34 protein-coding genes and 1 rRNA gene are annotated in these 26763 nt (G+C 42.7%); 24 read left to right on the top strand and 11 right to left on the bottom strand.

All coding sequences use genetic code 11. The features are described from left to right. Positions 1-2 precede the first annotated feature (2 nt). Positions 3-3290 carry an efflux RND transporter permease subunit gene (locus tag L1267_RS08470; RefSeq protein WP_235382570.1) on the top strand — a complete coding sequence of 1096 codons (3288 nt, stop codon included), beginning with the start codon at positions 3-5 and terminating at the stop codon, positions 3288-3290. Then, complete coding sequence (locus tag L1267_RS08465) at positions 3280-4341, top strand: efflux RND transporter periplasmic adaptor subunit (protein ID WP_235382569.1); 1062 nt, start codon at positions 3280-3282, stop codon at positions 4339-4341. Before L1267_RS08470 ends, L1267_RS08465 begins: the two co-directional genes overlap by 11 nt. On the opposite strand, the gene L1267_RS08460 is transcribed toward L1267_RS08465, so the two are convergent. Genes L1267_RS08460 through L1267_RS08450 form a run of 3 tightly spaced genes read right to left on the bottom strand, consistent with a single transcriptional unit; the run spans position 4334 to position 6266 of the window. Next, positions 4334-5011 carry a nitroreductase family protein gene (locus L1267_RS08460; RefSeq protein WP_054554404.1) on the bottom strand — a complete coding sequence of 226 codons (678 nt, stop codon included), beginning with the start codon at positions 5009-5011 and terminating at the stop codon, positions 4334-4336. The genes L1267_RS08465 and L1267_RS08460 overlap by 8 nt on opposite strands. A 29-nt stretch (positions 5012-5040) precedes the next feature. After that, positions 5041-5415: a DUF5329 domain-containing protein gene (locus L1267_RS08455; RefSeq protein ID WP_135922863.1), complete on the bottom strand. Its 375-nt coding sequence runs from the start codon at positions 5413-5415 to the stop codon at positions 5041-5043. Next, positions 5412-6266 (bottom strand): endonuclease/exonuclease/phosphatase family protein, encoded by an 855-nt coding sequence (locus tag L1267_RS08450; RefSeq protein WP_235382568.1) that lies wholly within the window; start codon positions 6264-6266, stop codon positions 5412-5414. Before L1267_RS08450 ends, L1267_RS08455 begins: the two co-directional genes overlap by 4 nt. Before the next feature lie 175 nt (positions 6267-6441). Here L1267_RS08450 and L1267_RS08445 point away from each other — a divergent pair, with 175 nt between their 5' ends. Then, positions 6442-6756 (top strand): Bor family protein, encoded by a 315-nt coding sequence (locus L1267_RS08445; RefSeq protein ID WP_235382567.1) that lies wholly within the window; start codon positions 6442-6444, stop codon positions 6754-6756. Next, the gene (locus L1267_RS08440) at positions 6753-7076 is read left to right on the top strand and encodes a Bor/Iss family lipoprotein (RefSeq protein WP_135922860.1); all 324 of its coding nucleotides are present in this window, start codon (positions 6753-6755) and stop codon (positions 7074-7076) included. The genes L1267_RS08445 and L1267_RS08440 overlap by 4 nt, the downstream gene beginning before the upstream one ends. On the opposite strand, the gene L1267_RS08435 is transcribed toward L1267_RS08440, so the two are convergent. Genes L1267_RS08435 through L1267_RS08420 form a run of 4 tightly spaced genes read right to left on the bottom strand, consistent with a single transcriptional unit; the run spans position 7077 to position 10940 of the window. Continuing rightward, positions 7077-8315, bottom strand: a complete 1239-nt coding sequence (locus tag L1267_RS08435) for an ABC transporter permease (protein WP_235382566.1) — start codon at positions 8313-8315, stop codon at positions 7077-7079. After that, entirely contained in the window at positions 8308-9015 is a 708-nt protein-coding gene (locus tag L1267_RS08430; protein WP_235382565.1) for an ABC transporter ATP-binding protein, read from the bottom strand. Before L1267_RS08430 ends, L1267_RS08435 begins: the two co-directional genes overlap by 8 nt. Further along, positions 9015-10181, bottom strand: a complete 1167-nt coding sequence (locus L1267_RS08425) for an efflux RND transporter periplasmic adaptor subunit (protein ID WP_235382564.1) — start codon at positions 10179-10181, stop codon at positions 9015-9017. Before L1267_RS08425 ends, L1267_RS08430 begins: the two co-directional genes overlap by 1 nt. A 48-nt stretch (positions 10182-10229) precedes the next feature. Further along, positions 10230-10940 (bottom strand): YIP1 family protein, encoded by a 711-nt coding sequence (locus L1267_RS08420; protein WP_135922857.1) that lies wholly within the window; start codon positions 10938-10940, stop codon positions 10230-10232. A 166-nt stretch (positions 10941-11106) separates the two neighbouring features. Between L1267_RS08420 and L1267_RS08415 the strand changes: the two genes are divergently transcribed. Next, positions 11107-12003: an aldo/keto reductase gene (locus L1267_RS08415; protein WP_235382563.1), complete on the top strand. Its 897-nt coding sequence runs from the start codon at positions 11107-11109 to the stop codon at positions 12001-12003. A gap of 65 nt (positions 12004-12068) precedes the next feature. Here L1267_RS08415 and L1267_RS08410 read toward each other — a convergent pair whose 3' ends face one another. From L1267_RS08410 to L1267_RS08395, 4 genes are all read right to left on the bottom strand, one after another. Further along, complete coding sequence (locus L1267_RS08410) at positions 12069-12746, bottom strand: TorF family putative porin (RefSeq protein WP_135922855.1); 678 nt, start codon at positions 12744-12746, stop codon at positions 12069-12071. Between the two features lie 286 nt (positions 12747-13032). Beyond that, positions 13033-14199: a hypothetical protein gene (locus L1267_RS08405; RefSeq protein ID WP_235382562.1), complete on the bottom strand. Its 1167-nt coding sequence runs from the start codon at positions 14197-14199 to the stop codon at positions 13033-13035. 150 nt (positions 14200-14349) lie between these two features. Further along, entirely contained in the window at positions 14350-14550 is a 201-nt protein-coding gene (locus tag L1267_RS08400) for a helix-turn-helix transcriptional regulator (protein ID WP_135922853.1), read from the bottom strand. Between the two features lie 8 nt (positions 14551-14558). After that, positions 14559-14978, bottom strand: coding sequence for a hypothetical protein (locus tag L1267_RS08395; protein ID WP_138558499.1), 420 nt, complete (start codon positions 14976-14978; stop codon positions 14559-14561). Positions 14979-15208: 230 nt separating this feature from the next. On the opposite strand from L1267_RS08395, the gene L1267_RS08390 reads away from it, so the two are divergent. From L1267_RS08390 to L1267_RS08300, 19 genes are all read left to right on the top strand, one after another. Further along, entirely contained in the window at positions 15209-17152 is a 1944-nt protein-coding gene (locus L1267_RS08390; protein ID WP_235382561.1) for an AsmA family protein, read from the top strand. A gap of 275 nt (positions 17153-17427) precedes the next feature. Further along, positions 17428-17796: a 50S ribosomal protein L14 gene (rplN, locus tag L1267_RS08385; protein ID WP_010378257.1), complete on the top strand. Its 369-nt coding sequence runs from the start codon at positions 17428-17430 to the stop codon at positions 17794-17796. Positions 17797-17806: 10 nt separating this feature from the next. Then, a complete protein-coding gene (gene rplX, locus L1267_RS08380; protein ID WP_054554391.1) occupies positions 17807-18121 on the top strand; it encodes a 50S ribosomal protein L24 in 315 nt (104 codons plus the stop codon). Between the two features lie 16 nt (positions 18122-18137). After that, entirely contained in the window at positions 18138-18677 is a 540-nt protein-coding gene (gene rplE, locus L1267_RS08375) for a 50S ribosomal protein L5 (protein ID WP_058586187.1), read from the top strand. 10 nt (positions 18678-18687) lie between these two features. After that, entirely contained in the window at positions 18688-18993 is a 306-nt protein-coding gene (gene rpsN, locus L1267_RS08370; protein WP_135922850.1) for a 30S ribosomal protein S14, read from the top strand. A gap of 21 nt (positions 18994-19014) precedes the next feature. Continuing rightward, positions 19015-19407: a 30S ribosomal protein S8 gene (gene rpsH, locus L1267_RS08365; RefSeq protein WP_063702326.1), complete on the top strand. Its 393-nt coding sequence runs from the start codon at positions 19015-19017 to the stop codon at positions 19405-19407. 13 nt (positions 19408-19420) lie between these two features. Beyond that, the gene (gene rplF, locus L1267_RS08360) at positions 19421-19954 is read left to right on the top strand and encodes a 50S ribosomal protein L6 (RefSeq protein ID WP_054554387.1); all 534 of its coding nucleotides are present in this window, start codon (positions 19421-19423) and stop codon (positions 19952-19954) included. A 9-nt stretch (positions 19955-19963) separates the two neighbouring features. Beyond that, positions 19964-20314 carry a 50S ribosomal protein L18 gene (gene rplR / locus L1267_RS08355; protein WP_036974021.1) on the top strand — a complete coding sequence of 117 codons (351 nt, stop codon included), beginning with the start codon at positions 19964-19966 and terminating at the stop codon, positions 20312-20314. A 9-nt stretch (positions 20315-20323) separates the two neighbouring features. Continuing rightward, positions 20324-20830 (top strand): 30S ribosomal protein S5, encoded by a 507-nt coding sequence (rpsE, locus tag L1267_RS08350; RefSeq protein ID WP_036974018.1) that lies wholly within the window; start codon positions 20324-20326, stop codon positions 20828-20830. A 3-nt stretch (positions 20831-20833) separates the two neighbouring features. Continuing rightward, complete coding sequence (gene rpmD, locus L1267_RS08345) at positions 20834-21016, top strand: 50S ribosomal protein L30 (RefSeq protein ID WP_016710201.1); 183 nt, start codon at positions 20834-20836, stop codon at positions 21014-21016. Between the two features lie 4 nt (positions 21017-21020). Next, positions 21021-21455, top strand: a complete 435-nt coding sequence (rplO, locus tag L1267_RS08340) for a 50S ribosomal protein L15 (RefSeq protein ID WP_135922849.1) — start codon at positions 21021-21023, stop codon at positions 21453-21455. A 10-nt stretch (positions 21456-21465) separates the two neighbouring features. Further along, entirely contained in the window at positions 21466-22794 is a 1329-nt protein-coding gene (secY, locus tag L1267_RS08335; protein WP_036974013.1) for a preprotein translocase subunit SecY, read from the top strand. Between the two features lie 22 nt (positions 22795-22816). Further along, the gene (rpmJ, locus tag L1267_RS08330) at positions 22817-22930 is read left to right on the top strand and encodes a 50S ribosomal protein L36 (protein WP_002959476.1); all 114 of its coding nucleotides are present in this window, start codon (positions 22817-22819) and stop codon (positions 22928-22930) included. Positions 22931-23058: 128 nt separating this feature from the next. Beyond that, positions 23059-23415 carry a 30S ribosomal protein S13 gene (gene rpsM / locus L1267_RS08325; RefSeq protein WP_036974011.1) on the top strand — a complete coding sequence of 119 codons (357 nt, stop codon included), beginning with the start codon at positions 23059-23061 and terminating at the stop codon, positions 23413-23415. Between the two features lie 13 nt (positions 23416-23428). After that, on the top strand, positions 23429-23815 hold the full coding sequence (gene rpsK / locus L1267_RS08320) for a 30S ribosomal protein S11 (RefSeq protein WP_036974009.1): 387 nt from the start codon (positions 23429-23431) through the stop codon (positions 23813-23815). A 21-nt stretch (positions 23816-23836) separates the two neighbouring features. Then, positions 23837-24457: a 30S ribosomal protein S4 gene (rpsD, locus tag L1267_RS08315; protein ID WP_135922848.1), complete on the top strand. Its 621-nt coding sequence runs from the start codon at positions 23837-23839 to the stop codon at positions 24455-24457. A 24-nt stretch (positions 24458-24481) separates the two neighbouring features. After that, positions 24482-25468 carry a DNA-directed RNA polymerase subunit alpha gene (locus L1267_RS08310; RefSeq protein WP_004589198.1) on the top strand — a complete coding sequence of 329 codons (987 nt, stop codon included), beginning with the start codon at positions 24482-24484 and terminating at the stop codon, positions 25466-25468. 39 nt (positions 25469-25507) lie between these two features. Continuing rightward, complete coding sequence (gene rplQ / locus L1267_RS08305; RefSeq protein WP_004589197.1) at positions 25508-25909, top strand: 50S ribosomal protein L17; 402 nt, start codon at positions 25508-25510, stop codon at positions 25907-25909. A gap of 768 nt (positions 25910-26677) precedes the next feature. Then, positions 26678-26763 (top strand): 16S ribosomal RNA (locus L1267_RS08300); the annotation flags it as partial.

Genomic DNA, 26763 nt, shown 5'->3' with positions numbered 1-26763 from the left:
CAATGAATGCTATCGATAATGCAGTAAAAAACAGCTTGAGCGGCCGCCTCCCTGTCATTATTTTTATTATGTCGGTGCTGCTTGGTTTAATGGCATTAAAGCAAACCCCTCGTGAAGAAGAGCCGCAAATTGTGGTTCCTATGCTTGATATATATGTGGCAGCACCAAACGTTGAAGCGCCAGAAGTAGCAAGGCTGGTAACTGAACCTTTGGAGAAGTTATTGGCGCAGTTAACGGGCGTTGAGCATATTTACTCGACCACACAAAGTAATGCTGCTGTTGTTACTCTTCGCTTTGAAGTCGGTCACGATCGCGAGCAAGCCATCCTCGACACTTACGCTAAACTCTATAGCTATCAACACACTATGGCGTCAGTGATCAGCTCATGGCAAATACGTCCGGTTGAAGTGAACGATGTACCCATTGTGATGCTGGGCTTATTTAGTAAAGATCCAAAACTTTACGATGATTATCAACTAACCCGCTTTGCTAACGAAATCGCTAACAGTTTACAGCGCATCGAAAATACCAGCGAAGTGAAAGTGATTGCAGGTAGAACTCGTCAATTAACGATTAACCTTGATGCAAGTGCCCTTGCTGCACACCAAACAACATTAACCGATGTGTATTATGCGCTTAGCGTATCTAACCAATTAGTGAATGTGGGCAGCGTTGTTGAGGGTAAGCAGCAAATTGCCTTACAAGTGGGTGATGTTTTACGCTCTCAATCTGCGATTGAACGGCTTGTTGTCAATGTGGTTAATGGTAAGAGTGTTTACCTAAGTGATGTGGCTCAGGTGAGTGATGGGCCAAGCGAAGCACAAAGTTATCAATGGTTGGCTCATTCAGATAATCAGCAACAACTTCCTTTAGTCACTATTAGTGTCGCTAAGCAAGCAGGCACCAATGCGGTAGCTGTAGCCAACGAAGTACACAGCATGATGGACAGTTTATCGGCTAATCTACTACCAGATGAAGTGGGCTACACCGTACTGCGTGACTATGGCCAAACCGCAAATGAAAAAGTAAATAACCTTACATCGAGCTTAGTGTTTGCGGTATTTACCGTGGTTATTTTTGTTGGCGTATTTTTAGGTTGGCGACCAGCGATTGTTGTGGGGCTAGCGGTACCTATTTGCTACGGCATCACCCTGACACTTGATTTTGCCTTTGGCTATACGATTAACCGAGTCACGCTGTTTGCATTAATACTTTCTTTAGGTTTATTGGTTGATGATCCCATTACTGGGATAGACAACATAAGTCGCTTTTTAACAAAAAAAGGCGATAAAAAACAACGCATAGTTGATGCCATGAGCGAAATTCGTGTGGCGCTGTTTATGTCTACATTGACCATTATGATGGCATTTATCCCACTTGCATTTATCACCGGCATGATGGGGCCGTATATGGCACCGATGGCATTTAATGTACCGGTCAGTGTGATGGTTTCAACCATAGTGGCATTTTTTGTCACACCATGGTTAGCCATGAAATTACTTAAAGCGCCAGTCGATGACAGCATGCAACTAGAAGCTAATCCCCATAGCTTATACGAGCGCATGTTATCGCCATTACTTGAGTCTAAAGGCCGCGCCAAACTCGTTTTATGGACCACATTAGCTTTGTTTGTCGCCAGTGCCATGTTACCCGTAATGCGTGCAGTGCCTCTAAAGCTATTACCGTTTGATAATAAAAACGAGTTGCAAGTTTTAATTGATATGCCAGAAGGCACAAGCCTTGAGCAAACCGCCGCTTTCACTCGACAAGTACAAACCATCACTTGGCAATTAAATGAAGTAAGTGAGGCGGCAGCCTATGTTGGTCAGCCATCAAGCATGGACTTTAATGGTATGGTGCGTGGTTATTATCGACGTGAAGCTGCTAATTTAGCTGAACTCAGAGTATTACTGCTCGATAAAACTGAGCGTGATCATCAATCTCATGGTGTGGTCATGCGCTTGCGTGCCGCATTAGCGCCACTGGCAACCGATGGCATTGTAATTAAAGTGGTTGAAGTGCCACCGGGTCCGCCGGTTTTAAGTACCTTAGTGGCTGAAGTTTACAGTGAGCCATTTGTTGATACAGACACGCACTATCAAGCAGCCCTTGCTGTTGCTGCAAGGTTAAAACAAGAGCCGCATGTGGTTGAAGTTGATACCAGTATTGCTGCCAATGCGCCGTTACAGCGTTTTGTTACCGATAAAAGTAAAGCATCATTGTCGGCGGTGTCTACGCAAGATATTGCCCAGACCTTAGCCATTGCCTCGCATGGGCAAAATGTTGGGGTGTTATATGTTAGCGGCGAAACAGATCCTGTCGATATAAAACTGCAACTACCATATCAAGACCGTAACCAATTTGCTCAATTGCTGGCATTACAAGTGCGTGGCGATAGGGAGCTTGCAAAAACCAGTGACGAATTTGGGCTGCAAAGTGCACCGCGGCCGCTGGTGGCGCTATCTGAGTTAGGTGAATTTCAGCATCAAGAGGTTGCCAAGCCAATTATGCGTAAAGATCAGCGTAATGTTGTATATGTTATGGCTGAACTAAATGGTCGTACCCCTGCTGAAATTATTGCTGACGTCAATGCCGACTTAGCCATCAGTGCTGACGAATTTAGCCAAACTGATTGGCAAAGTAGGCACTTTTTCAATAATGGTGGTAGCCAAGCTTGGCAATTACCTGCTGGCACTGATGTGACCTTTAGTGGTGAAGGTGAATGGCGAATTACCATTGATGTATTTAGAGATATGGGGATTGCCTTTGCGTTTGCGCTCACTGCAATTTTCATCATCTTACGCATTCAAACAAACTCAGCGAGTTTATCACTGATCATCATGTCGGCTATTCCATTAACCGTAATAGGGATCATGCCGGGCTTTTGGCTATTAAATCAATTTGGAGAGCGCAGCATTGCTGGTGCTCCTGAGCCGGTGCTATTCACCGCAACAGCCATGATAGGCATGATTGCACTTGCCGGTATTGTGGTTCGTAACTCACTTATTTTAGTTGAGTTTATTAATCAAGCTCGCGGTCAAGGTATGGCAATTAAGCAAGCTTTGATTGCCGCAGGTACGGTGCGTATGCGCCCTGTGTTACTGACAGCGGGAACCACCTTATTAGGTAACTTGGTGATCACCTTAGACCCGGTATTTAGCGGTCTAGCGATCGCAATTATTTTTGGTATTGTGGCATCAACATTGTTCTCATTATTTGTTGTGCCGCTGGTTTATTATTTAGTGTTTGCAAAGGATGCAGCCAAAGAGGAACAAGCTCATGCAGGGTAAATCAAAACTTATTGGTTCAATTATCGCGTTATCAGTGATTATTGTGGCGGTACTTTACATGGCGGGCAGTTTCTCTGATAAGCAAGCTGCAGGCATGAAAAACCCATCAGCAAATGATTACACTGGTCAGTTAGTCACTGTAACACTGGCAGATATTGCGCGTGATGAAGTTGTACCGGGTACTGTGATTGCCAAACAAAATACGCAAATCTCATCACGGGTTATGGCACAAGTTGAGCGTTTAAATGTACGCGCTGGCGATACAGTAACACAAGGTGATGTGCTAATTACCTTGCAGCAAGATGACTTTAAAGCTGGGCTTGCTCAAAGCGAAGCACAAATAAATGCAATTAATGCATCGCTAACTCAAGCAGAGAAACAACTAAAGCGTATTAACGATTTATACAAGCAAGGTTTGGTATCTGTTAGCGAATACGACGATGCAAAAGCAAGGTTCGATAATTTAACTGCGAACCTAGCGATTGCTAAACAGCAGCAAACACAAGCGCAAGTTGCACTGAGTTTTACGCAAATTAAAGCGCCGATTTCAGGTGTTGTGGTTGAGCGTTTTGCAGAGCCCGGCGATACCGCAACGCCTGGCACGCCATTACTCGCACTGTATAACCCACAACAATTGCAATTAGCATTTAATGTCAGAGAACAACAAGCAATTAAGCTGAATGTTGGCCAAACTCTAACAGTCAAATTACCCGCTTTATCAATATCAATGCCTGCCACGGTGACAGAAATCGTGCCGGTTGCTGATAGTGCTGCGCGTAGTATGGAAATCCGTTTAGAAACAGATGCGCAAACTGGGTTAATGCCTGGGCTTTATGCACAATTACAATTACCGCTCGCCACTGAAAAAGGGGTGTTGATTGAGTCAAGCTGGGTGCATCAATTCGGCCAATTGAGCATGGTCTATTTACTTGAAAATAATCAGATAGTGCGCCGCTACGTACGCCTTGGCGAAATGGTCGATGGACAGCAGCACATCGTTTCAGGTTTAAACCCGGGGGATGTGCTGGCTGTTGATTTTAAAACTAAATAAAGGTCGCTATTTCGTCCAGCGACTTTTTCACTAAGGCATGCTCAGGGATGGTTGCATCTGTGCCTGGGTAGCCTGCAATAAGCAGCATGTAAGGGCGCTCATTATCTTTATCGCGGCCACAAATTTCGGTTAAAAAGCTCATTGGCTTTGGTGTATGCGTGAGGGTAGCAAGGCCAGCTCTGTGTAGTGCTTGAATTAAAAAGCCGGTTGCTAGGCCAACAGATTCATGCACATAGTAATTGGTATTTTTGTCATCGGCAGAAATACCGCCTTTCTTTTGACTAAACACGGCAATGAGCCAAGGTGCATGCTCAAGGTAGGGCTTACTGGCATCTGTGCCAAGTGGTTTTAATGCATCTAACCATTCTTCACCTGCGCGACCTTCATAAAATGAACGCTCTAGTTTTTCGGCTGCTTCTCTAATTTGTTTTTTCACATCGCTACTATGTATTGCTACAAAGTGCCAAGGTTGATGATTGGCACCACTTGGTGCAGTGCCTGCCGCTTTAATACAGGTTTCGATTATTTCTTTTGGCACTGGGCGGTCGCTAAAACTGCGAATACTGTGGCGACGCTGACTCACGGCTAAAAACTCTTCGGCGCGTTTTAGCATCTCGTCATGAGGGTACTCAATAAAGTCATTGAGTGGCTGATTTTTGTGTTCTTGCATGGCTTTTCGCTTCTTGTGTGTTGATGATTTTAATTATGAATATGTTGGTTTCGGCGGTACTCTTTTAATTCATTGCTCAACCAATCTTTTGCATTGAGTAACGACCCATTGCTGAGTCTTACTTTATAGGGCTTACCGCTCCATGAGCTTTTACTCGCTAGGTTTTCGATAAACTTTTCGGCGGTTTTTGCATAGCGGGTTGCTTTTCGATATTTCATTGCAAGGTGTTCGGCAGCATCTTCACTTGAGTGCTCTGTGCCGTTGCGAATAAATATGGCGTCACTTTTAGCAACAAAATCAATAAGGTGGTTTATCTCTTGTTCTGGGGTCGCTGCATAACTGAATTGGCTAATGCTCAATAACATTAACGCGATTAACCAATATTCTTTTATACATAATCTCATAGCGTTTGATGCTCTATCGTCAGGGTTGCAATAATTGGGTTATGATCAGAGCTTGCAAGCTCAGGCACAACGGTTGTTTCTATTTTGACACCGCGAACCCATACTTGGTCAAGCGCTAATCCAAATGCTTTGGTACGTTTATCATCTAAATAGATAGCTTCGTGTAAACCTAGTTGGGTTAATGTTTGCTGTAATAATGCTTGGCGTTCATCACTCCAGGTATTGAGATCACCGGCAAATACGATAGGTCCCTTGTGCATGCGCATGATACTAGCTGCATCGTCGAGCTGTTGTTTAAAGTCACTAACGCCAAAAGTAAAGTTGATGCCATGCAGGTTAATGCTCAGCAATAACTGTTGATCTGGCAGCGCATATTCAACGATATTAGTGGCTTTTGGACTACGTAGCCAAGGCTCAACATGGGTGAGGGTGCAATGCACCGCGGCAGGCCAGCGGCTGAGTGTCATAACCCCTGATTGCACGCCGCCACTCTTATAGCCTTTAGCAAAGCGCCAGTAAGGTTTGAGCTTTGTAAGCGCAGGCTCTTCGATAGCTTCTTGCAGTAACACTATATCTGCATTGTCATTTAGCTTTTGCAAATCTGTGAGTAAGCCATCTATTTGTGCTTTGTAAATATTCCAACTCAATAATTTGAACTGATAAGGCAAGATATAATGTTCAGCGTAAGTTTGCATGCGACTTTGTGCTAACTGCTGTTGGCAATTAGCAAGGTCCACAGCGGTTTTGGTTATACCTTGCTGCTCATCTGAGCTAGGACCGCTTGAAAAACTATACCAAGACAGTGCACCCAAGCACACAAGTAATAAAAATATACGCAGATATGACGTCATAATGACCTTTATTTACTTTTCTTAAGAATTAGTCTTAGTTAGCCCCAGTTTAGTTCAAAGACTAAATGTTAGAAACTGTAGTATTTTCTACAATTTCTATACGCTTTCTTACCCAAAATAAGTACTCATGTTCTTATACTTACTGAGCTTAACAACTCAGACAAAGGAACTACTCATGAAACAAATGGCCTGTATGCTGCTTGCCTTATCGGTGACAGCGTGCTCATCAGTCACCATAGTGCCAGAAAAAACAACCAATAAATTAGCCACTAAAGCTGATTACCAAGATAGTCGCCCATTCTTTTTGTGGGGCCTCGTTGGTGAAGAGCGTGTTGATGTTAAGGCTATTTGCCAAGATAAAAAAGCTGCCCAAATGCAGTCACAACAAACAGTTGTAGATGGTGCACTAGGGTTAGTCACTCTCGGAATTTATGCTCCTCACACAGTAAAAGTATGGTGTGAGCAACAAGCACAGGAGCAACAACTATGAAAAGCCTACTAGTAACAGCTGTGTTAGTGGCAACCTTAAGTGGTTGCACAAATATCTACTTTGATAATGGCAGTGCTGCTCAAGCTAATAAAGCACCTGCGACAGAGCAATGGCATCATAACTTTGCCGCGGCGCTTTACGAAGGTTCAAAGCCTGTCGACCTATCTGAAGAGTGCCCAGACTCTGAGTGGCAAACCGTTCACACTTATAAGTCGTTCACCAATGGTTTAGCTGAAGTTGCAGTAAACCAAGTTGGGCCTATTTGGTACCCGAAAACAGTAGAAATAAGCTGTGCTCAAGTACCTTATAAGCCAGACTAGTTATTCATAACGTAGTGCATCAATTGGGTTTAAGCGTGCCGCTTTAATAGCGGGCGCTAAGCCAAACACAATACCAATCAATGAAGTAAAGCCAAATGACAGCATAATCGCCCAACCCGGTATGTAGGCATCTGGCATGCTCGGCACTAACACTGATATTAGTGCCGCAGCACCATACCCTATCGCTAAACCAATTAAACCACCAAAAAGTGATAGCACCACCGCTTCAACTAAAAATTGCAGCATAATAAAGCCAGGTGTTGCCCCTAATGCTTTTAAAGTGCCGATAACACGTGTGCGTTCTGTTACCGAAACCAGCATGATATTCATCACACCGATACCACCAACTACGAGGCTAATACCTACGATCCCCGCGGTAATAGCGGTTGCACTTCCGGTAAACTTATCAATATTAGCACGAGCTTTTTCGGCGGTTTCAAACTCAAAGTCGTCATCTTCGCCGTCTTTTAGTTTATGTAATTGACGTAAGATGCGGCGAATTTTAGCCAGTACTTGCGCTTCGTTAACATCGTCTTTTAAACGAAACATCATTTGCACATTGGTATCAACACTGCCGCCTTCTAGCGCACTCATGGTACTTATCGGTATATTAATGTAATCGTCTTGGTCAAAACCTAATAAGCTACCTTGTTTTTCAGCAACGCCAATAATGCGAAACCACTCACCACCGAGTTTGATATATTCACCTACAGGGTTTTCAGGCAGGTTGAGCTTTTCGATAATTGAAGGGCCAATAAACGCCACTCGACGGCGTTTTTCATCATCTTCTGCGCGAATAAATCGGCCGAGTTCTGGGTAGGTGCGGTAAGCTTTTTGGTAGTCTTGCTCGGTGCCCATTACCCGTGAAGCATGACTTTTATTGCCATACTCAGCTGCACCAGAAAAGCGCCAAGTAAACATCAGCGCAGTAAAGGTTTCGGCTTCTTTAACGCGTGCTTTTAGGGTTAAAAAGTCGCTGTAGGTTAGCTTTGCTTGTTGGCCTACCATTTCTTTTTCTACGCTAGTGTAAGGCTTTATATTTGTCACATCGGGAGACATATCAGCAAGCTGATCATTAATTTGCTTGGTAAACCCTTGCATTACTGCCACTACGGTCACAACCGCTGCAACACCAATAATTATGCCTAAGCAGGTAAGGGCGCTGCGCATTGCATTGGCTTTAATTGCCATCAGCGCCGCTTTAGTGCCTTCCATAACAGCGATAGCAGATTTAAACATGTTGTTTTTCTCCTTCGCCTTTACGGGTATCACTAACAACCTTGCCATCAACCAAACGAATAACCCGTTGGCAGTGATCAGCAATATCTTGTTCGTGAGTAACCAAAATAATGGTGTGCCCTTCGTTATGAAGCTCATCAAACAGCGCCATGATCTCAGTGGTGGTTTTACTATCCAGGTTACCGGTAGGCTCATCACCAAGTAGAATATGGGGTTTAGTAACTAGTGCGCGAGCAATAGCGACACGTTGACGTTGGCCACCAGAAAGCTGGCTCGAAAGGTGATTGACCTTATCGCCAAGGCCGACCCGTTGTAATGATTCGAGCGCTTGTTGTTTTCGCTCTTTGGCAGAGATAAATCTATACACCAATGGCTGCATGACATTTTCAAGGGCGGATGCTCGTGGTAATAAATTGAAACTTTGAAAAATAAAGCCAACACTTTCATTACGCTGATGAGCAAGCTCCGTTTCGGTCATGCGTTTTACTAGCTTATCTTTTAAATAATAGTCGCCACTGGTGGGAGTATCTAAACAGCCAAGCAAGTTCATAAGGGTTGATTTACCTGAACCTGAAGGGCCAATAATGGCAACATACTCATTTTGAGCAATTTCAATATTAATATCATCAAGGGCTTTGAAAACTTGTTCGCCCATTTTGTATTGTTTATTGATATTGCTGAGCTTGATCACCGCAGACATTATTTAGCACCTTTTTCAGGGCTGTTTTTAACGGCTACCGTATCACCCTCTTTAAGTGAACTAAGTGGTCTAGCTGGGCCGATAACAATACGGTCACCCTTTGCAACTCCACTGGTTAGTGCTTGTTCGATATCTGACGAAATACCTACAGTTACTGCTGTTTTAGTTACTGTGTTATCTGCGTTAAGCTTCCAGACAAAGTAGCTATCACCCTCTTTTTGAATGGCTTCGATGGGGAGTTTTAAGCCATTTTCGGCAATGCTGGTGGCGATTTCTGCGCGGCAACTCATTCCGGCATATAGCTGGCGGTCAGTGGCATCAAGCAGTACTTTAACTTTAAATGATAAGCCTTGTGAACCTGCTTGATTTTTTGCAGATGTGCCAATGTTTATCACTTTGCCAGTGAAAGGTTGATTTGGGTAAGCGGCTGCATAGATGTCTGCATGTTGGTCTAGTTTGATACCGGCGATATCGGTTTCATCGACCCGAAGCTCGGCTAAAATTGCGCTGGGGTCTGCTACTAGCATCAGATCAGAGCCAATTATGTTGGTTGTTCCCGCAATAACGGTTTCACCTTCTTTAATATTTACCGAAGCAAGTAGGCCACTCATTGGAGCGCGAAACACGCTTTTATTTAAACGGTCTTCAGCAATCAATAAAGATGCTTGGGCTTGGTTGTAAGCTTCGCGTTTTGCTTCAATATCTATTTTTGCTAAATCGCGGGCATTTTGTAGGTTTTCATACACTTCTTGGCCAGCAAGGCCAACTTCATAAAGCTCTTTTTGGCGGCTTAGTTGACGCTCGATATTTTTCAAGCGGGTTTCGCTATGCTTAATGTCGATTTCGGTCGCGCGAAGCACAGCTTTGTTGCGGGCAACTTCCGATTCAAACGCTGTGGTATCTAGGCGCATAAGAATATCGCCTTCAGTGACACTTTCACCTTCCTCTACAAACACTTTCGCTACACGGCCTGTCACTTCTGAGCGCAGTTGCACTTGGGTATTAAAGACTAGGTTACCAGAGGCTAAAATTGAATCGGCAATATTACCTTGCTCAACTTCTGCAATATGCATTTCTGGCGCTTCTTTATTGCCTGTGACTTGCTTTGATACTAGTAAAGCGACAAATGCCGTAACAGCTAGGCCAATAATAATGGCTTTTTTCATGTTACTTCCTTGGTGGTTAAGAGCGGCATATTGCCGCTCAAAGCAGAATTAAACGAGAGCGATTACAGTCCAAATACCATAAATAACAATACTTGGTAGAGCTGCAAACAGTAGCGCTTTATTGAAAGTGAAATTAGTCCAGCACTTTAAACCGATAGCTGCGATGAAAATGCCCCAAATAGAAAAGATATTGAGACTTTCCAATAAGGTGTACAGTGGGTGGCCAATTTCTAAACCAATTAAAAGTTGGTTAATTGAAGCATAATTAAATAATGATTGTGATATTTGGTCAGTGCTTGCAGTTAACACTAAGATAAGTAAACCAAGGCTTGAAATAATCATTGGCATCATGGTCCAAATGCCAAAGCCATACCACGCGCCATAGCCGTAGTTAGCTTCTGGGTCTTGCTTAGATACAAATAGGTAGTAACCTGCCATCAGAGCATTGATAACAGCTAAACCAATAATACCACCAAACATTGCAAACCAAACTTGCATATCTATGGTTTGCTCCATGCTTTGGCGAATCATTTTTTGTTCTGCAATAGTGGCATCAACACTGGCTACAGCGACTTGTTGATCGATTAAATATTGCGGGTCAGCTTTATTGTAAAAAGCAAACATGCTGGCTGCGAGAATGCCGGCAAGTAAAATAAAGGCAACAAAAGACCAGCCTTTTGCTTCTTTTAAACCATTAAAGGCTTTACTCGGGCTGATAAAAATATCAACCAAAGCGGTCATAACATTTGATGATTTCATTTTTTATTCCTTGTTTTATAACATTTGTTTTTAGGTACTAAAATATCCTGTTTAGTAACAAATTAGCAATTTGTTTTGTAACTGTATGTTAACAGATGTGATTAGTAAATCTGTGATAAGGTTAAGCGGTTAATTTGAGTCGAGTTTATTAGGAAAGTAGGTCGTTATGGCGAATTGTAATGTACGTTGTATTGATGAGTTGGTATTGGGGTTTTGGCGTTTGTTAGATTGGCAGATAACGCCACAGCAATGCTTAAGCTTTTTAGAAAGTGCAATCGATATGGGGGTTTCACATACCGATCATGCTGACATTTACGGTGAATACGGTTGTGAAGCTGAATTTGGCAAAGCACTTAAACTAAAACCAAGCATTCGTGATGAAATCAAAATAATCACCAAGTGTGGTATCAAGCCTGCATTTGCAAGCCTAGGGTTGCAAGGTAAAGCAAATCATTATGACTCAAGTGCCGCGCATATTATTGCCTCAGCACAGCAGTCACTTAAAAACTTCAATACTGATCGTTTAGATGTATTACTTATTCATCGTCCTGATTACTTGATGAATGCCGATGAAATGGCAGAAGCATTTAATACCCTAAAAGCAAATGGTGATGTGATTGATTTTGGTGTGTCTAACTTTACGCCTTCGCAACTTAGCTTGTTGCAGTCGCGTTTAGACTTTGAGCTTGTGACTAATCAAATTGAGTTTTCACCTTACGAAATGAAAGCTCTTGACGATGGTAGCTTAGATCAATGCCAATTGCTTGATATCAAACCTATGCTTTGGTCACCATTGGCAGGGGGTCGTTTATTCTCAAGTGATGATGAAAAAGCGGTACGTTTACGTGCAGTGTTAGAGCAGGTTGGTGCTGAAATTGGTGCTACTGCCATTGATCAGGTTGTTTATGCTTGGCTGTTAATGCACCCGAGTGCACCGTCTGTGGTACTCGGTACGGGTAATATTGAGCGTGTTAAATCAGCTGTTGAAGCTAAACAGCTTACTATGAATCGTGAGCAATGGTATCGCATTTGGCAAGGCTCAACCGGTCATAGTGTGCCTTAAAACGTAAAGTCCAAAACGAGAAAAGGGCCTTACGGCCCTTCGTGTTGCAGCAAGTAACACATTCTTTATAAAGTGAAGTCAACCGCGTAAGCGACGTACACTTTTACATCTGAACCATCAATATCGTTGTCGGCAAGACCAAATGTAAAGCCATCTTTAGATACTGAAACACCGTAGTCGATGATGTCATCATCACCGATGAAATCACCAGAGTAATGGCCAACATGAAGAGCCATTTCTGCGCCAGTACTTCCAACTGGGAAGCTGTAGTCAGCATTTAAATAAAGTGAATCACCAAAATCTGTACCGTCACCGCTTGCTGCTGATGTTGCTAATATTGCTGCACCAAAGGTGAAGCTGCCCATGCTGATACTACCGTAGATTTCTGAAAAATCAGCATCAGCAGATGATGCTGCATCTGGATACGCATAATATATATAACCAACGTCATAGCTAACGGTTTCATTAATGTCACCGCCAAAACCAGCATAAAGATCTAACTCGTAAGTCATGTCTTCAGCCCAGCTTGCATTCGATACCCAAGTACCTGCATAAAAGCCTGATTCATTAGCGTAATCGATGCCGCCTTGGATAGCTGCATCGCCGCCTGTTTGTTCTTGGCCACGCCACAAGTAGTTAGAAGTCGCTGCTGCATTAGCTGTTACTTCAGCATAAGTATATGTAGAGCTTAACGTTAATAGCGCAATTGCGCTTGCTGCGAACGTTTTTTTTAGTTTTAGCATGTTTCTGTATCCTGTTGTTATGTTGATTTTGCCCTAGTTCAGGTTGCAGCCTGATTATTGTTTGCGGACATAATTATGTGTTGTCTGGATACGATGTAGCACTGGTTGTGCCAAGTTACTTTTGGAAGGGATATTTTATGCTTAACTACTTTAAAAACAGCCTATTAAGCTTACTATTTTTTAAAAATTAGTTTTCTTTGAATTATTCATGCGCACTTGCGTGGTGCAAAAAATAACCTGGTTGCACAATTGCGAAGCAACCAGGTTTTTCTTGTTTGAGAGTGACTTAGCCAAAAATTGCGCGCATTAAGCTAATAGTCTCTTCAACGCTACGACCTTTTTCAACTTCGCTGATGATAGAGTCACGTTTAGCCTTGATATGTTCAGGGATATCGTCACTTGCTAATGCACGGTCTACCAGTATCTCAGCTGATTCTTTGCCACGGCGTACCGTCTTTTTACCTGCTGAGCTCGTTGTACTCTTAGGTTTGTTTAACAACTTAATATAATTAGAGTTATCTGCGGTGCTCTTATCTGCATAATAGAAGAAGCTCGGTAATAGGGCTTTGATTTCAACTAAAGATTGCTCAAGCTCATTTGCTGCGCTGGCCATTTTGAACCAAGGCATACTATGAATTGCTTCGACTATATCTTGCCAGTAGCGCTCAAAATCGCGGTTATTTAGCTTAGTAATGCCTAATGCCGCACAAAGGGCATCAAGTTTACTATTTACGATTGGTGTAAACACGTCAGGTCGGCGCATCGCAAGTAAGCGAGTAGCAGGAGCAAGCGTTGGTTTTTCATCGCTGCCATTAAATGCCATGAAGTAGGCAATCATAAAGTGTTGATAATGTTCTTGAGTTACCTCGCCCTCAAGTGGAATGTGCGCAAGAGCCTCATCGAACGCACCGGGTAAATCACTCAACATTTGGTGGAAACCTTTTGCGTTCTTGGTAGAAGCAAACCATTCAACGTCGAAGTTATAGCTGCTTGGGTCAAGTGAGGCACTGTGTTTACCTGAAAACGCTAAACGGTCTTCTGGGATCATCTCTTTCAGTGATTGCGATTTAATTGCAGCAATGTAATTAGCTAAGCGTAGTTGCTCATCAAGTGCTATTAGCTCTTTATGCTGCTCGATGAAGCCTGCGATAACAGGCCATGGCGCAACCCTTAAGGTTTTTAACTGCAAAAAGCTGATTGCAGAAATTAATAAGTCATGAAGTTTTTTTAGCGTAGGAAGTTGCTTATCTTCTAATAGATCGTAATTAATGCGATCGCGGCTTGCACTTAATAGCTCATAGCACCAACCTAAAAAGTCTTCAGGATGATTTTCTACTTTAACTGCCATTAGGTTTAAGCTGATATCAGAGGCTTGCTTGAGGATGTTTTGATAAATTTGACTTTCTTGCTCGCCAAGCGCCATTTTTGACGGTGAAATAAGCAGTTTCTTCATGCTTAATCGATACTCCAGTTTTGACCAAGTTGGGTTGTTTAATTTTAGTACACAGGGTGCAAAAACAACAGGGTCGTGCATCATACCGAAGTAATGAAATGATGCAATCTTACTGATAATTTATAAGTAAGATTGCCACTGATTTTTAGATTAATCGTTGTCATCGAGTGTAAATAATTGCTCAACGGCCACTTCAAAGTGAGCAGCAATTTTTAACGCAATAATCACTGAGGGTATAAAGCGGCCTGTTTCAACTGTGCTAATAGTTTTACGTGATACTGCAATGGCATCAGCAAGTTCTTGCTGCGATAACCCCTTATCTTTACGGAATTTAGCGATATTATTTTGCACTTTTACACCTAGTCTCTACTTTGCCAAATAATTGATACACCATATATTAAACACATCAAGGCAAGGTAAAATGTGGCCATCATGCTATGAGATACATTTAAAGCAAGTTCATCAGACAATAAAAAAATCGCCCCCATGCTAAAAAGTAATCCAAGCACAACATGTTTATAAGCGATGGTATCAATCGTATTTAAAAATTCATCCTTATACGTAAGGCGATAGCCAAGTTTCCATGTAAATCCACCTCGAATCACAAACATAAAGAATGAACCAATAAATGCGGCACCACCAATAAACAGTAAAGGAACTGATGTTTGCTTGAGCATTGGGTAAACACTAATAATTAATAACGTGACTCCCATGAATATTGAAAACCATGCGTTATGACTCATAAACTTTTCTTCCGTTTTGATATCTTGCTTAGACATAATCGTTTCCTTTTATTTTCAACTCAAATGTAACCTACAGGTATCAATGTAACCCTAGGGTATCGTGTGGTCAAGTTTTTTTTGTAACTTGTAGGTATCAAAAAATTTCAGCGCTTATTCATATTCTTGTACCTAAGCTTGTTTACAAAGCTTTTTATGTGTTGGGCAATGCATTTGCGCCTAACTCCCGCTATGATATGAACATTGTTTGCCCATTTTTAAGGATGATTATGAAAACCTTATTGAAAATCGTTGGTGTCATTTTCGTATTACTAATTGTATTGGTAGTCGCAGCACCATTCCTCATACCTACAGACGCGATATTTAATAAAGTATCGGAGCAAGTAGAACAAACGACAGGTCGTAGCCTGACTATTAATGGCGATAAAAAGCTGTCGGTATTTCCATCATTAAAGCTCGAACTGAATGATGTACACTTTGCCAATATGCAAACTGGCTCGCAAAAAGATATGGCAAGCATGCAGCAACTTGCTATTCGTATCCCGTGGATGTCGCTATTTGGCGGTGAGTTTAAGCTAGATAAGTTTGTTATTAACGAACCAACGATTTTATTAGAAACCGATAAAAATGGTAAAGCAAACTGGCAGTTATTTGATGCCGTTGCTGAGCAACCACAGACAGAGCAGCAAAAAAGTTCTGGCGCTGTTAACTTACCAGATAACTTTGATATCGAACTTGGTGAAGTAGCAATCTATGGCGGCACTTTCACTTACCTAGATGGTAAAACCGGGGCCAAACAACAGATAAGTGATTTAGAATTAGCCATCTTATTACCTTCTCTTCGTAAGACCTTAGAATTAAAAGGCGGTATTACCTATATGGGTGAGCGCTTTAACTTAGATGTCACGCTAGATACACCAGTAAAAGCGATTGAAGGCGAAACCTTTAATGTCAGCACAGAGCTTGATTCTCGCCTAGTCGATTTGAACTTTAAAGGTGCAATTGCAGAAATGGGCAATGACGTGCAAGGGCTTCTTTCTGTTAGCGGTGATTCAGTTAAAAACATTGCAAGCTGGCAAGGTGTTGAGCTTAATGCAAAAGAAAATGCGTTTAATGCCTTTAATATAAAAGGTTCAATGCACCTAAAAGGGCAGCAGTTTAAACTCACTGAGCTACTTGCCACGTTAGATGAGCTACAAATTAAAGGTAAAAGCGATATTAAGCTTGGTGACCGTTTAGCTGTGAATGCCGATATTGATTTAGGCATGCTTGATTTAAACCCTTACTTACCTGAGGGCGTAGCTAAAGAGGAACAAGCAGAGCCTGCAGCAGATGCGCCTGCACAGCCAATTGTTTGGGATGATACTGCAATTGATATGAGCGGCTTAAATGCATTGGATGCAAATGTAGTCGTGCGCTCAAGTGGTTTAAAAGCAAATGATATTACTCTTGGTGAAAACCAGTTAACGGTAAACCTGAAAAATGCACTAGCTAAAATCAGCCTAGATAAGTTTGTTGCTTACGAGGGTAATGGTAAAGGTGTAATCACGGTCAATGCCAAGAAAACACCGTATAAAATTAGCACCAACTTCGCTTTAGATAAAATCGATGCACAGCCATTACTGACTGATGCGGCCGGTTTCGATAAGTTGATGGGTAAAGGCTCGCTAAACTGGGATCTAACGACCACAGGCCAAAGTCAAAAGAGCTTCATCAATGCCTTGAATGGTAAGTTAGCCTTTGAGTTTGCTGATGGCGCAGTGAAAGGTGCCAATATTGCAGAGATGGTTCGTAAAGCAAAAGAGCTCATTAAAGGTAACTTAAGTGCGGTATCAGAAGGTTTAGATACTGGCTTTGATAACTCACAGCAAACAGATTTCTCGGCATTGCAGGGCAGCTTTGTATTCACTAACGGTGTTGGTGAAAATAAAGACTTGTCACTACTTAGCCCGCTTATTCGTATTACTGGCTCAGGTAAGGTTGATTTACCAATGACGACCGTTGATTACCGTTTAGTAACAGGTATTGTTGATTCAATCGAAGGGCAAGGCACGACCGATGACAGTACAGGGTTTAAAATTCCACTGCGTATCAAAGGTCCATTCCATGATGTTGGCTATAAGCTCGATGTAAGTGATGCGGCTAAAGAAGAAGTGAAAGAAAAAGCCAAAGATAAAATCAAAGACAAATTAAAAGGTCTATTTGGTAATTAATAAAAATTTAATTAAAGTCAAAAACAGGGCGCATTTGCGCCCTGTTTGTTTTATAATCAATAACAAACCAGCAAGCTGCTGTAATTCCTCAATGCAGGCATTGCGATTAATTCCAAATTAATTAAAAAATAACCTACCATTTCCTTGCCATTGCTGCTACAATTGCCCGCCCTTAAGAGACAACTTGCTTGTTTTTTGAGTGGAATTTAACCGAAATGTCTTGATTTTAAACAAAATTAAGGCGTGTTGTAATTTCTACACCGGAGGTCATTAACATGATCCAAATGCAAACTCAGCTGGACGTTGCTGATAACAGCGGCGCTCGCAAAGTGCAGTGTATTAAAGTCCTTGGCGGTTCGCACCGTCGCTATGCAGCGGTTGGCGATATCATCAAAGTTTCTGTAAAAGAAGCAATTCCTCGCGGTAAAGTGAAGAAAGGTGATGTTAAAAACGCGGTAGTTGTGCGTACTAAAAAAGGCGTTCGTCGTCCGGACGGTTCTTTGATCCGTTTCGATAGCAATGCGGCTGTTATCTTAAACGATAACTTACAGCCAATTGGTACTCGTATCTTCGGCCCTGTGACTCGTGAACTTCGTACTGAAAAGTTCATGAAAATCGTTTCACTAGCACCAGAAGTACTATAAGGAGTCTATCATGGCAGCAAAAATCCGTCGTGATGACGAAGTAATCGTACTAGCAGGCAAAGACAAAGGTAAGCGCGGTAAAGTGCTTTCAGTTGTTGCTGAATCTGGTCGAGTATTTGTCGAAGGCATCAACTTAATCAAGAAGCACCAAAAGCCTGTTCCTCAGTTGAACCAAGCTGGCGGTATTGTTGAGAAAGAAGCGTCTATCGACGTATCAAACGTTGCGATCTACAACTCGGAAACGGGTAAAGCAGATCGTGTAGGTTTCAAGATTGAAGATGGTAAGAAATTACGTATCTTTAAATCTACTGGTAAAACTATCTAATAGTTGGAGTAGAATGATGGCGAAACTGCATGAAGTATATAAAGACAAAGTAGTTGCTGAGCTTCAAGAGAAGTTTGGTTTCAGCTCTGTCATGCAAGTCCCTCAGATCGAAAAGATCACATTAAATATGGGTGTGGGCGAAGCTCTAGCTGACAAGAAGATCCTAGATAACGCTGTTGCGGATCTAGAAGCAATCTCTGGTCAGAAACCTCTAATCACTAAAGCACGCAAATCAGTTGCAGGCTTCAAAGTGCGTGAAGGTTACCCAATTGGTTGTAAAGTAACCCTACGTGGCGAGCGTATGTGGGACTTTTTTGAGCGTTTGGTTTCAATCGCTATCCCACGTATTCGTGACTTCCGTGGTGTAAGTGCTAAGTCTTTTGATGGACGTGGTAACTACAGCATGGGCGTACGTGAGCAAATCATCTTCCCAGAAATCGATTATGATAAAGTAGACCGTGTACGTGGTCTTGATATCACTATCACTACTTCTGCGAAAACAGATGATGAAGGCCGTGCGTTGTTAGAAGCGTTTAACTTCCCATTCAAGAAATAAGGGTAGGGTTATGGCAAAGAATTCTATGAAAGCGCGCGAAGCAAAGCGCACTAAATTAGTTGCTCAGTATGCTGAAAAGCGTGCGGCACTAAAAGCTATCATCAGTGATGTTAATACATCTGACGATGATCGTTGGGACGCGGTATTAAAGCTACAAGCTTTACCACGTGATTCTAGCCCTTCACGTCAACGTAATCGTTGTAACGTTACGGGCCGCCCACATGGTTACCTTCGCAAATTCGGCATGAGCCGTATTAAAGTTCGCGAAGCAGCTATGCGCGGTGAAATTCCTGGCCTTAAAAAGGCTAGCTGGTAATAGTATCACGGGAGTAAGACTATGAGCTTGCAAGATCCTATTGCGGATTTGTTTACACGTATCCGTAACGGTCAGTCAGCGAAGAAAGTATCAGTAACGATGCCAACTTCAAAACTGAAAGTAGCAGTAGCTAAAGTATTAAAAGATGAAGGTTATATCGCAGATTACGCTGTAAGCGGTGAAGCGAAGCCTGAGCTTTCTATCGAATTAAAATATTTCGAAGGCAAAGCTGTTATTGAAAATATCCAGCGTGTTAGCCGCCCTGGTCTACGTATCTATAAGAAACGTGACGAATTACCAAAGGTAATGGGTGGTCTTGGTATCGCTATCGTATCAACTTCTAAAGGCCTAATGACAGACCGCGCAGCACGTAGTGCCGGCGTTGGTGGTGAGATCATTGGCTTTGTAGCTTAATCGGAGGGGAACTATGTCTCGCATAGCAAAGGCACCAATCAATGTTCCTGCCGGTGTAGAAGTTACATTAAAAGGCCAGGACATCACAGTTAAAGGCAAAAACGGTGAATTAACTCGTACTATCAACGACGCTGTTGAAGTTCAAGTTAACGACAACGTTATTACAACTTTACCTCGTGAAGGCGTAGCTAATGCATGGGCACAAGCAGGTACTGCTCGCGCTCTAATCAACAACATGGTTGTTGGTACGCATGAAGGTTACGAGAAGAAACTTCAGTTAGTAGGTGTTGGTTACCGTGCAGCAGCTAAGGGCAAAGTATTAGACTTAACTCTTGGTTTCTCACACCCAGTTAATTTCGAAGTACCTGAAGGTATTACGATTGAAACACCAAGCCAAACAGAAGTTCTAGTTAAGGGCGTAGACAAGCAGTTAGTTGGTCAAACAGCTGCTAACATCCGTGCATACCGTAAACCTGAGCCTTATAAAGGTAAAGGTGTTCGTTACGCGGACGAGAATGTACGCCGTAAAGAGGCTAAGAAGAAGTAAGGTAAGACGATGGATAAAAAAACAGCTCGTCTACGTCGTGCTAAACGCACTCGTAGAAATTATATTGAACAAGGCACAACGCGTCTTGTTATCCACCGCACGCCACGTCACATTTACGCTCAAGTAGTTACTGCTGAGGGTACTGTACTGGCTGCTGCTTCTACTGTTGAAAAAGCAATTAGCGAAACAGTTAAAGGCACAGGTAACGTTGCGGCTGCTCAAGCAGTTGGTAAAGCGGTTGCTGAACGTGCAGCTGACAAAGGCATCGAAAAGATTGCTTTTGATCGCAGTGGCTTTAAATATCACGGCCGTGTGAAGGCGCTTGCTGATGCAGCGCGTGAAGCCGGTCTGCAATTCTAGGAGTAGACAATGGCTAACGTAGAAGCAAAGCAACAACAGCCTGATTTGGCTGAAAAGCTAATCGCGGTAAACCGTGTGTCTAAAGTGGTTAAAGGTGGTCGTATCTTTAGCTTCACTGCACTAACTGTAGTTGGTGACGGCGCAGGTAAAGTAGGTTTTGGTTATGGTAAAGCACGTGAAGTTCCAGCTGCAATTCAAAAAGCAATGGAAAAAGCACGTCGCAACATGATCAGTGTAGACCTTAACGGTAACACGCTACAGCACCCAATCAAGGGTCGCCACGCGGGTTCTAAAGTATACATGCAGCCTGCTTCTGAAGGTACAGGTATCATCGCCGGTGGTGCGATGCGTGCAGTACTAGAAGTAACTGGTGTACAGAACGTATTGTCAAAAGCATACGGTTCAACTAACCCGATCAACATCGTTCGTGCAACGATTGCTGCTCTAGAGAACATGAACTCTCCAGAGTCAATCGCTGCTAAACGTGGTCTTAGCGTTGACGAAATCACGGGGTAAACCATGGCTAATAAAACTGTAAAAGTAACACAAGTAAAGAGCTCTATCGGTCGTTTACCGAAGCATAAAGCTACATTACGTGGTCTTGGTCTACGTCGTATCAATCACACTGTTGAGTTAGAAGACACAGCATGTGTGCGTGGTATGATTAACCAAGTTTCTTACATGGTAAAGGTTGAGGGTTAATTCGATGCGTTTGAATACACTTTCACCTGCTGCTGGTGCAAAAACAGAAAAGAAACGTCTAGGTCGTGGTATTGGTTCTGGTCTTGGTAAGACTGGTGGCCGTGGTCATAAAGGCCAAAAATCACGTTCTGGCGGTAAAGTTCGCGTTGGTTTCGAAGGCGGTCAAATGCCTATGCAACGTCGTCTACCTAAATTTGGTTTCACTTCACGTAAATCATTAGTATCTACTGAAGTTAACCTTTTTGAAATCGCTAAAGTTGATGGCGATGTAGTAGACGTAAACGCGTTACAAGCAGCTGGTCTAGTTAAAAAGAACATCCAGTTCGTTAAAGTAGTAAAATCTGGCGAAGTTTCACGCGCAGTAACCGTTAAAGGTCTTAAAGTGACTAAAGGTGCTCGCGAAGCTATCGAAGCTGCCGGAGGCAAGGTAGAAGACTAAGGAAGTACTAATGGCTAAACCAGGTCAAGATATGAAAAGTGCACAAAGTGGGCTTTCGGAATTGAAGCGTCGATTACTATTCGTACTAGGTGCTATCATTATTTACCGTCTAGGTTCATTCGTGCCGATCCCTGGGATTGACGCCGCTGTACTTGCCGATTTCTTCGAGCAACAAAAGGGCACCATTGTTGAAATGTTTAACATGTTCAGCGGTGGTGCGCTTGAGCGAGCCTCAGTGTTGGCACTGGGTATTATGCCGTATATCTCGGCTTCGATTATTACGCAACTATTAACGCATATGTATCCGCCGTTTATAGAGCTTAAGAAAGAAGGTGAGCAAGGGCGTAAGAAAATCAGCCAGTATACACGCTACGGCACGCTTGTGCTTGCTACTATCCAATCTATCGGTATTGCTACAAGCTTACCGGGCATGATGGACGGGTTAGTTGTTAACCCTGGTATCGGTTTCTACTTCACTGCTGTAGTGAGTTTAGTAACAGGTACTATGTTCCTTATGTGGTTGGGCGAACAAATTACAGAACGTGGTATCGGTAACGGTATTTCGGTTCTGATTTTTGTTGGTATCGTAGCTAACCTGCCGTCTGCTATTGGTTCGACAGCCGAAATGGCGCGCCAAGGTGATCTGAATGTACTTGTACTGTTATTGATTGCTGTAATCGTATTCGCTGTTACTTACCTAGTTGTATTCTTCGAACGTGGACAACGTCGTATCGTTGTAAACTATGCGAAGCGTCAACAAGGTCGTCAGGTATTTGCTGCTCAAAGCACGCACTTACCGTTGAAAGTAAATATGGCGGGTGTTATTCCACCAATCTTTGCTAGCAGTATAATTCTGTTCCCTGGTACAATTGCAAGCTGGTTCGGCCAGGGTGAAGGTCCGGTCGCTGATGTGCTACAAGCAATCGCAACAACGTTGACTCCAGGTCAACCTTTATATGCGATGGTTTTAGCTGCGGCTATTATCTTCTTCTGCTTTTTCTACACCGCGTTGGTATTTAACCCGCGTGAAACAGCAGATAACCTGAAAAAATCTGGCGCATTTATCCCAGGTATTCGTCCAGGTGAGCAGACATCTAAATACATTGATAAAGTGATGACACGCCTGACATTGGCAGGTGCTTTGTATATAACCTTTATCTGTCTGGTGCCCGAATTCATGACTATGGCATGGCAAACGCCATTCTATTTCGGCGGTACATCAATTTTGATTATCGTTGTTGTAATCATGGACTTTATGGCACAAGTACAGACGCATCTGATGTCACATCAGTATGATTCTGTGCTGAAAAAAGCAAACCTTAAAGGCTACGGCCGATAAGGTCATTTTACGGAGTTGAGCAATGAAAGTACGTGCTTCCGTTAAGAAAATATGCCGTAACTGTAAAGTTATTAAACGTGCTGGTGTAGTACGCGTAATTTGCAGTGAGCCTAAGCACAAGCAAAGGCAAGGCTAATTAAACAGTCGTGCAGGCTGAGTTATTTACTCGGCCTGTGTTTTTAGTTGTGATTTGGTCTTCGTTTGAGTATCCTTACGGGCTTTTCAAACAGATGATAACCAAATTCAAATATAGGAGATGTGTTAGTGGCCCGTATCGCTGGCATTAACGTCCCTGATCATAAACATGCAGTTATCGGTTTAACTGCTATTTATGGCATAGGTAAGACTCGCTCTAAGGCTATCTTAGCAGCGACTGGTATCGCCGAGACCACAAAAATCGGTGAACTTTCAGACGAAACACTTGACGTATTGCGTGAAGCAGTTGGCAAGTACACTGTAGAAGGTGACCTTCGTCGTGAAGTTACATTAAATATCAAGCGCCTTATGGACCTTGGTTGTTTCCGTGGCCTACGTCACCGTCGTTCGTTACCACTTCGTGGTCAACGTACTAAGACTAACGCGCGTACTCGTAAGGGTCCTCGCAAGCCTATCAAGAAATAAGGTGGGGTAGATTATGGCTAAAGCACCAATTCGTCGTAAGAAGGTTAAAAAGCAAGTTGCTGATGGTATGGCTCATGTTCATGCTTCTTTCAACAACACTATTGTAACAATTACCGACCGTCAAGGTAATGCACTATCATGGGCTACAGCAGGTGGTTCAGGTTTCCGTGGTTCACGTAAATCTACTCCATTCGCTGCTCAGGTTGCTGCAGAGCGCGCAGGTACTGCTGCTCAAGAATACGGTTTAAAAAATCTAGAAGTTTTCATTAAAGGTCCAGGTCCAGGTCGTGAATCTGCTGTACGTGCTTTGAATGCTGCTGGTTACCGTATCACCAACATCACTGACGTGACGCCAATCCCTCATAATGGTTGTCGTCCACCGAAGAAACGTCGCGTTTAACAATAGGTTAGGAGAAATAACATGGCAAGATATTTGGGCCCTAAGCTCAAGCTGAGTCGTCGTGAAGGTACTGACCTGTTCCTTAAGAGCGGCGTAAGAGCTATCGACTCTAAGTGTAAACTTGAGACTGCACCTGGTCAGCACGGCGCTCGTAAAGGTCGCTTATCTGATTACGGTTTACAGTTACGTGAAAAGCAAAAAGTACGTCGTATCTACGGTGTATTAGAAAAGCAATTCCGTAACTACTACAAAGAAGCTGCTCGCCTTAAAGGTAATACAGGTGAAAACTTGTTACAGCTTTTAGAGCAACGTTTAGACAATGTTGTATATCGCATGGGTTTTGCTAGCACACGTGCTGAAGCACGTCAGTTAGTTAGCCACAAAGCGATCTTAGTTAATGGTCGTGTTGTGAACATTCCTTCATACGTAATCTCACCAGAAGATACTGTTGTGATTCGTGAGAAGTCTAAAACACAAGCACGTATCATCGCTGCTCTAGAGTTGGCTGAGCAACGTGAAAAGCCGACTTGGGTTGAAGTTGACGGTAAGAAAATGGAAGGTAGCTTCAAGCGCCTACCTGAGCGTTCAGATCTGTCTGCGGACATTAACGAACAACTAATCGTCGAACTTTACTCTAAGTAAAGTTAAGAGTTAAGAGAGGATAAAATGCAGGGTTCTGTTACCGAATTCCTAAAACCAAGGTTAGTCGATATCGACGCTATCAACCCAACGCGTTCTAAAGTAGTTTTAGAACCATTAGAGCGTGGCTTCGGTCACACTTTGGGTAATGCCTTACGCCGTATACTGTTATCATCTATGCCTGGATGTGCAGTAACTGAAGTTGAAATCGACGGTGTATTGCATGAGTACAGCGCGAAAGAGGGCGTACAAGAAGACATCATTGAAATTCTGTTAAACCTTAAAGGTCTAGCAGTAACTTTAGAAGGCAAAGATGAAGTTTTTCTGACCCTGACTAAATCTGGTGTAGGCCCTGTGACTGCGGCTGATATTCAGCACGATGGTGATGTAACTATCGCCAACCCAGATCACGTTATCTGTCACCTTACGACAGATAGCAGCGAGATCAGCATGCGTATTCGTGTTGAGCGCGGTCGCGGTTATGTGCCGGCATCTAGTCGTTTATCCTCTGATGACGATGAGCGTCCAATTGGTCGTCTGCTGCTTGATGCATCATTCAGCCCAGTTGAACGTATTGCGTACTCGGTTGAATCAGCCCGTGTTGAGCAACGTACAGACTTAGACAAGTTAATCATTGATATGGAAACAAACGGCACTTTAGATCCTGAAGAAGCGATCCGCCGTGCGTCTACTATCTTAGCTGAGCAATTAGATGCATTCGTAGATTTACGTGATGTAACTGAGCCAGAAGAGAAAGAAGAGAAGCCAGAATTCGATCCTATTCTACTTCGTCCAGTTGATGATCTTGAACTAACAGTACGTTCAGCAAACTGTTTGAAAGCCGAGCAAATTCAATATATCGGTGATTTAGTTCAGCGCACTGAAGTTGAGCTTCTTAAAACGCCTAACTTAGGTAAGAAGTCTCTAACTGAAATTAAAGACGTGCTAGCTTCACGTGGTCTATCTCTAGGTATGCGCCTAGAAAACTGGCCACCTGCAAGCCTAGCTGAATAATCTAAATCACTATATTAGTTTAGTTAGAAGGATAGGGTCATGCGCCATCGTAAGAGTGGTCGTCAATTAAACCGTAACAGCAGCCATCGCAAAGCGATGTTCAGCAACATGGCTGGTTCTTTGGTGAAACATGAAATCATCAAAACAACTTTGCCTAAAGCTAAAGAGTTGCGCCGTGTAATTGAACCTTTAATCACACTGGCTAAGACTGACAGTGTAGCAAACCGCCGTTTAGCGTTTGCTCGCACGCGTGATAATGAAGTAGTTGGTAAATTATTCAGCGAAATCGGTCCACGTAATACAGACCGTCCTGGTGGTTACACTCGTATTCTTAAGTGTGGCTTCCGTGCTGGTGATAATGCACCAATGGCTTATATTGAACTAGTTGGTCGCCCAGCGACAAACGAAGAAGTTCAAGAAGACGCGCAGTCTGCAGAGTAAGTCGTAAAGACACCAAAAAGCCGAGCTTATGCTCGGCTTTTTACTTTCTGAAATTCATTATTACTAAAATACCTCTACCAACCCCATATCTTTACTATACAGTCTTGAAGCAACTAGCAACTAGCAACTAGCAACTAGCAACTAGCAACTAGTAACTAAGATCACATATAAAGATCAATATAGTGCTCGTTAGTAGTTACATCTTCTCTTATACAACTTAAAAACAAGCGTGTTTATAAACTTCATTGGCCAAATAGCTATAATACGACCCTATTTAGTGTGCTTTTTGCCCGTTTCGTTCGTATTTTGCTCGAACAGTCATTTTTTTCATAAAAACTTCAAAAAACAGTTGATCTCAATTCGGATCTCCCTATAATGCGCATCCATCGACACGGCGGACTGCTTACAAACAAGCAAAACAACGAGTTGGTTGAGTCAAGTAAAACTGAGTTTTGAAAAAATAAACTTTTCTCAAAATTAAGTGTTGACAAAAATAACGGCTTGCGTAGAATGCAGAGCCCTTGAGACGCAAAAGTATCTCAAAACGTTCTTTAACAATATAAAGCAATCATCTGTGTGGGCACTCGTACAGATTGAGTTCTAACAGCGAAACTTAGTTTACTAAGTGACGCAAACAAATTTAGAGTCTCAATTGAACTGAGTGACCAACGGAAACAAGTTTACTTGTTTCAGCACAGTCAATTCGATATCGAAAGATATCAAAATTCAGAATTCATTGAGCACGAAACTTCGGTTTCAAAAAACTTTTAATTGAAGAGTTTGATCATGGCTCAGATTGAACGCTGGCGGCAGGCCTAACACATGCAAGTCGAGCGGTAACAGAAAGTAGCTTG

It is taken from the genome of Pseudoalteromonas sp. OFAV1, assembly GCF_021532595.1.
GTDB classification, from domain to species: domain Bacteria; phylum Pseudomonadota; class Gammaproteobacteria; order Enterobacterales; family Alteromonadaceae; genus Pseudoalteromonas; species Pseudoalteromonas lipolytica_C.
The sequence above is the reverse complement of the archived record's forward strand: the minus strand, read 5'-3'. Positions and strand labels throughout refer to the sequence as shown.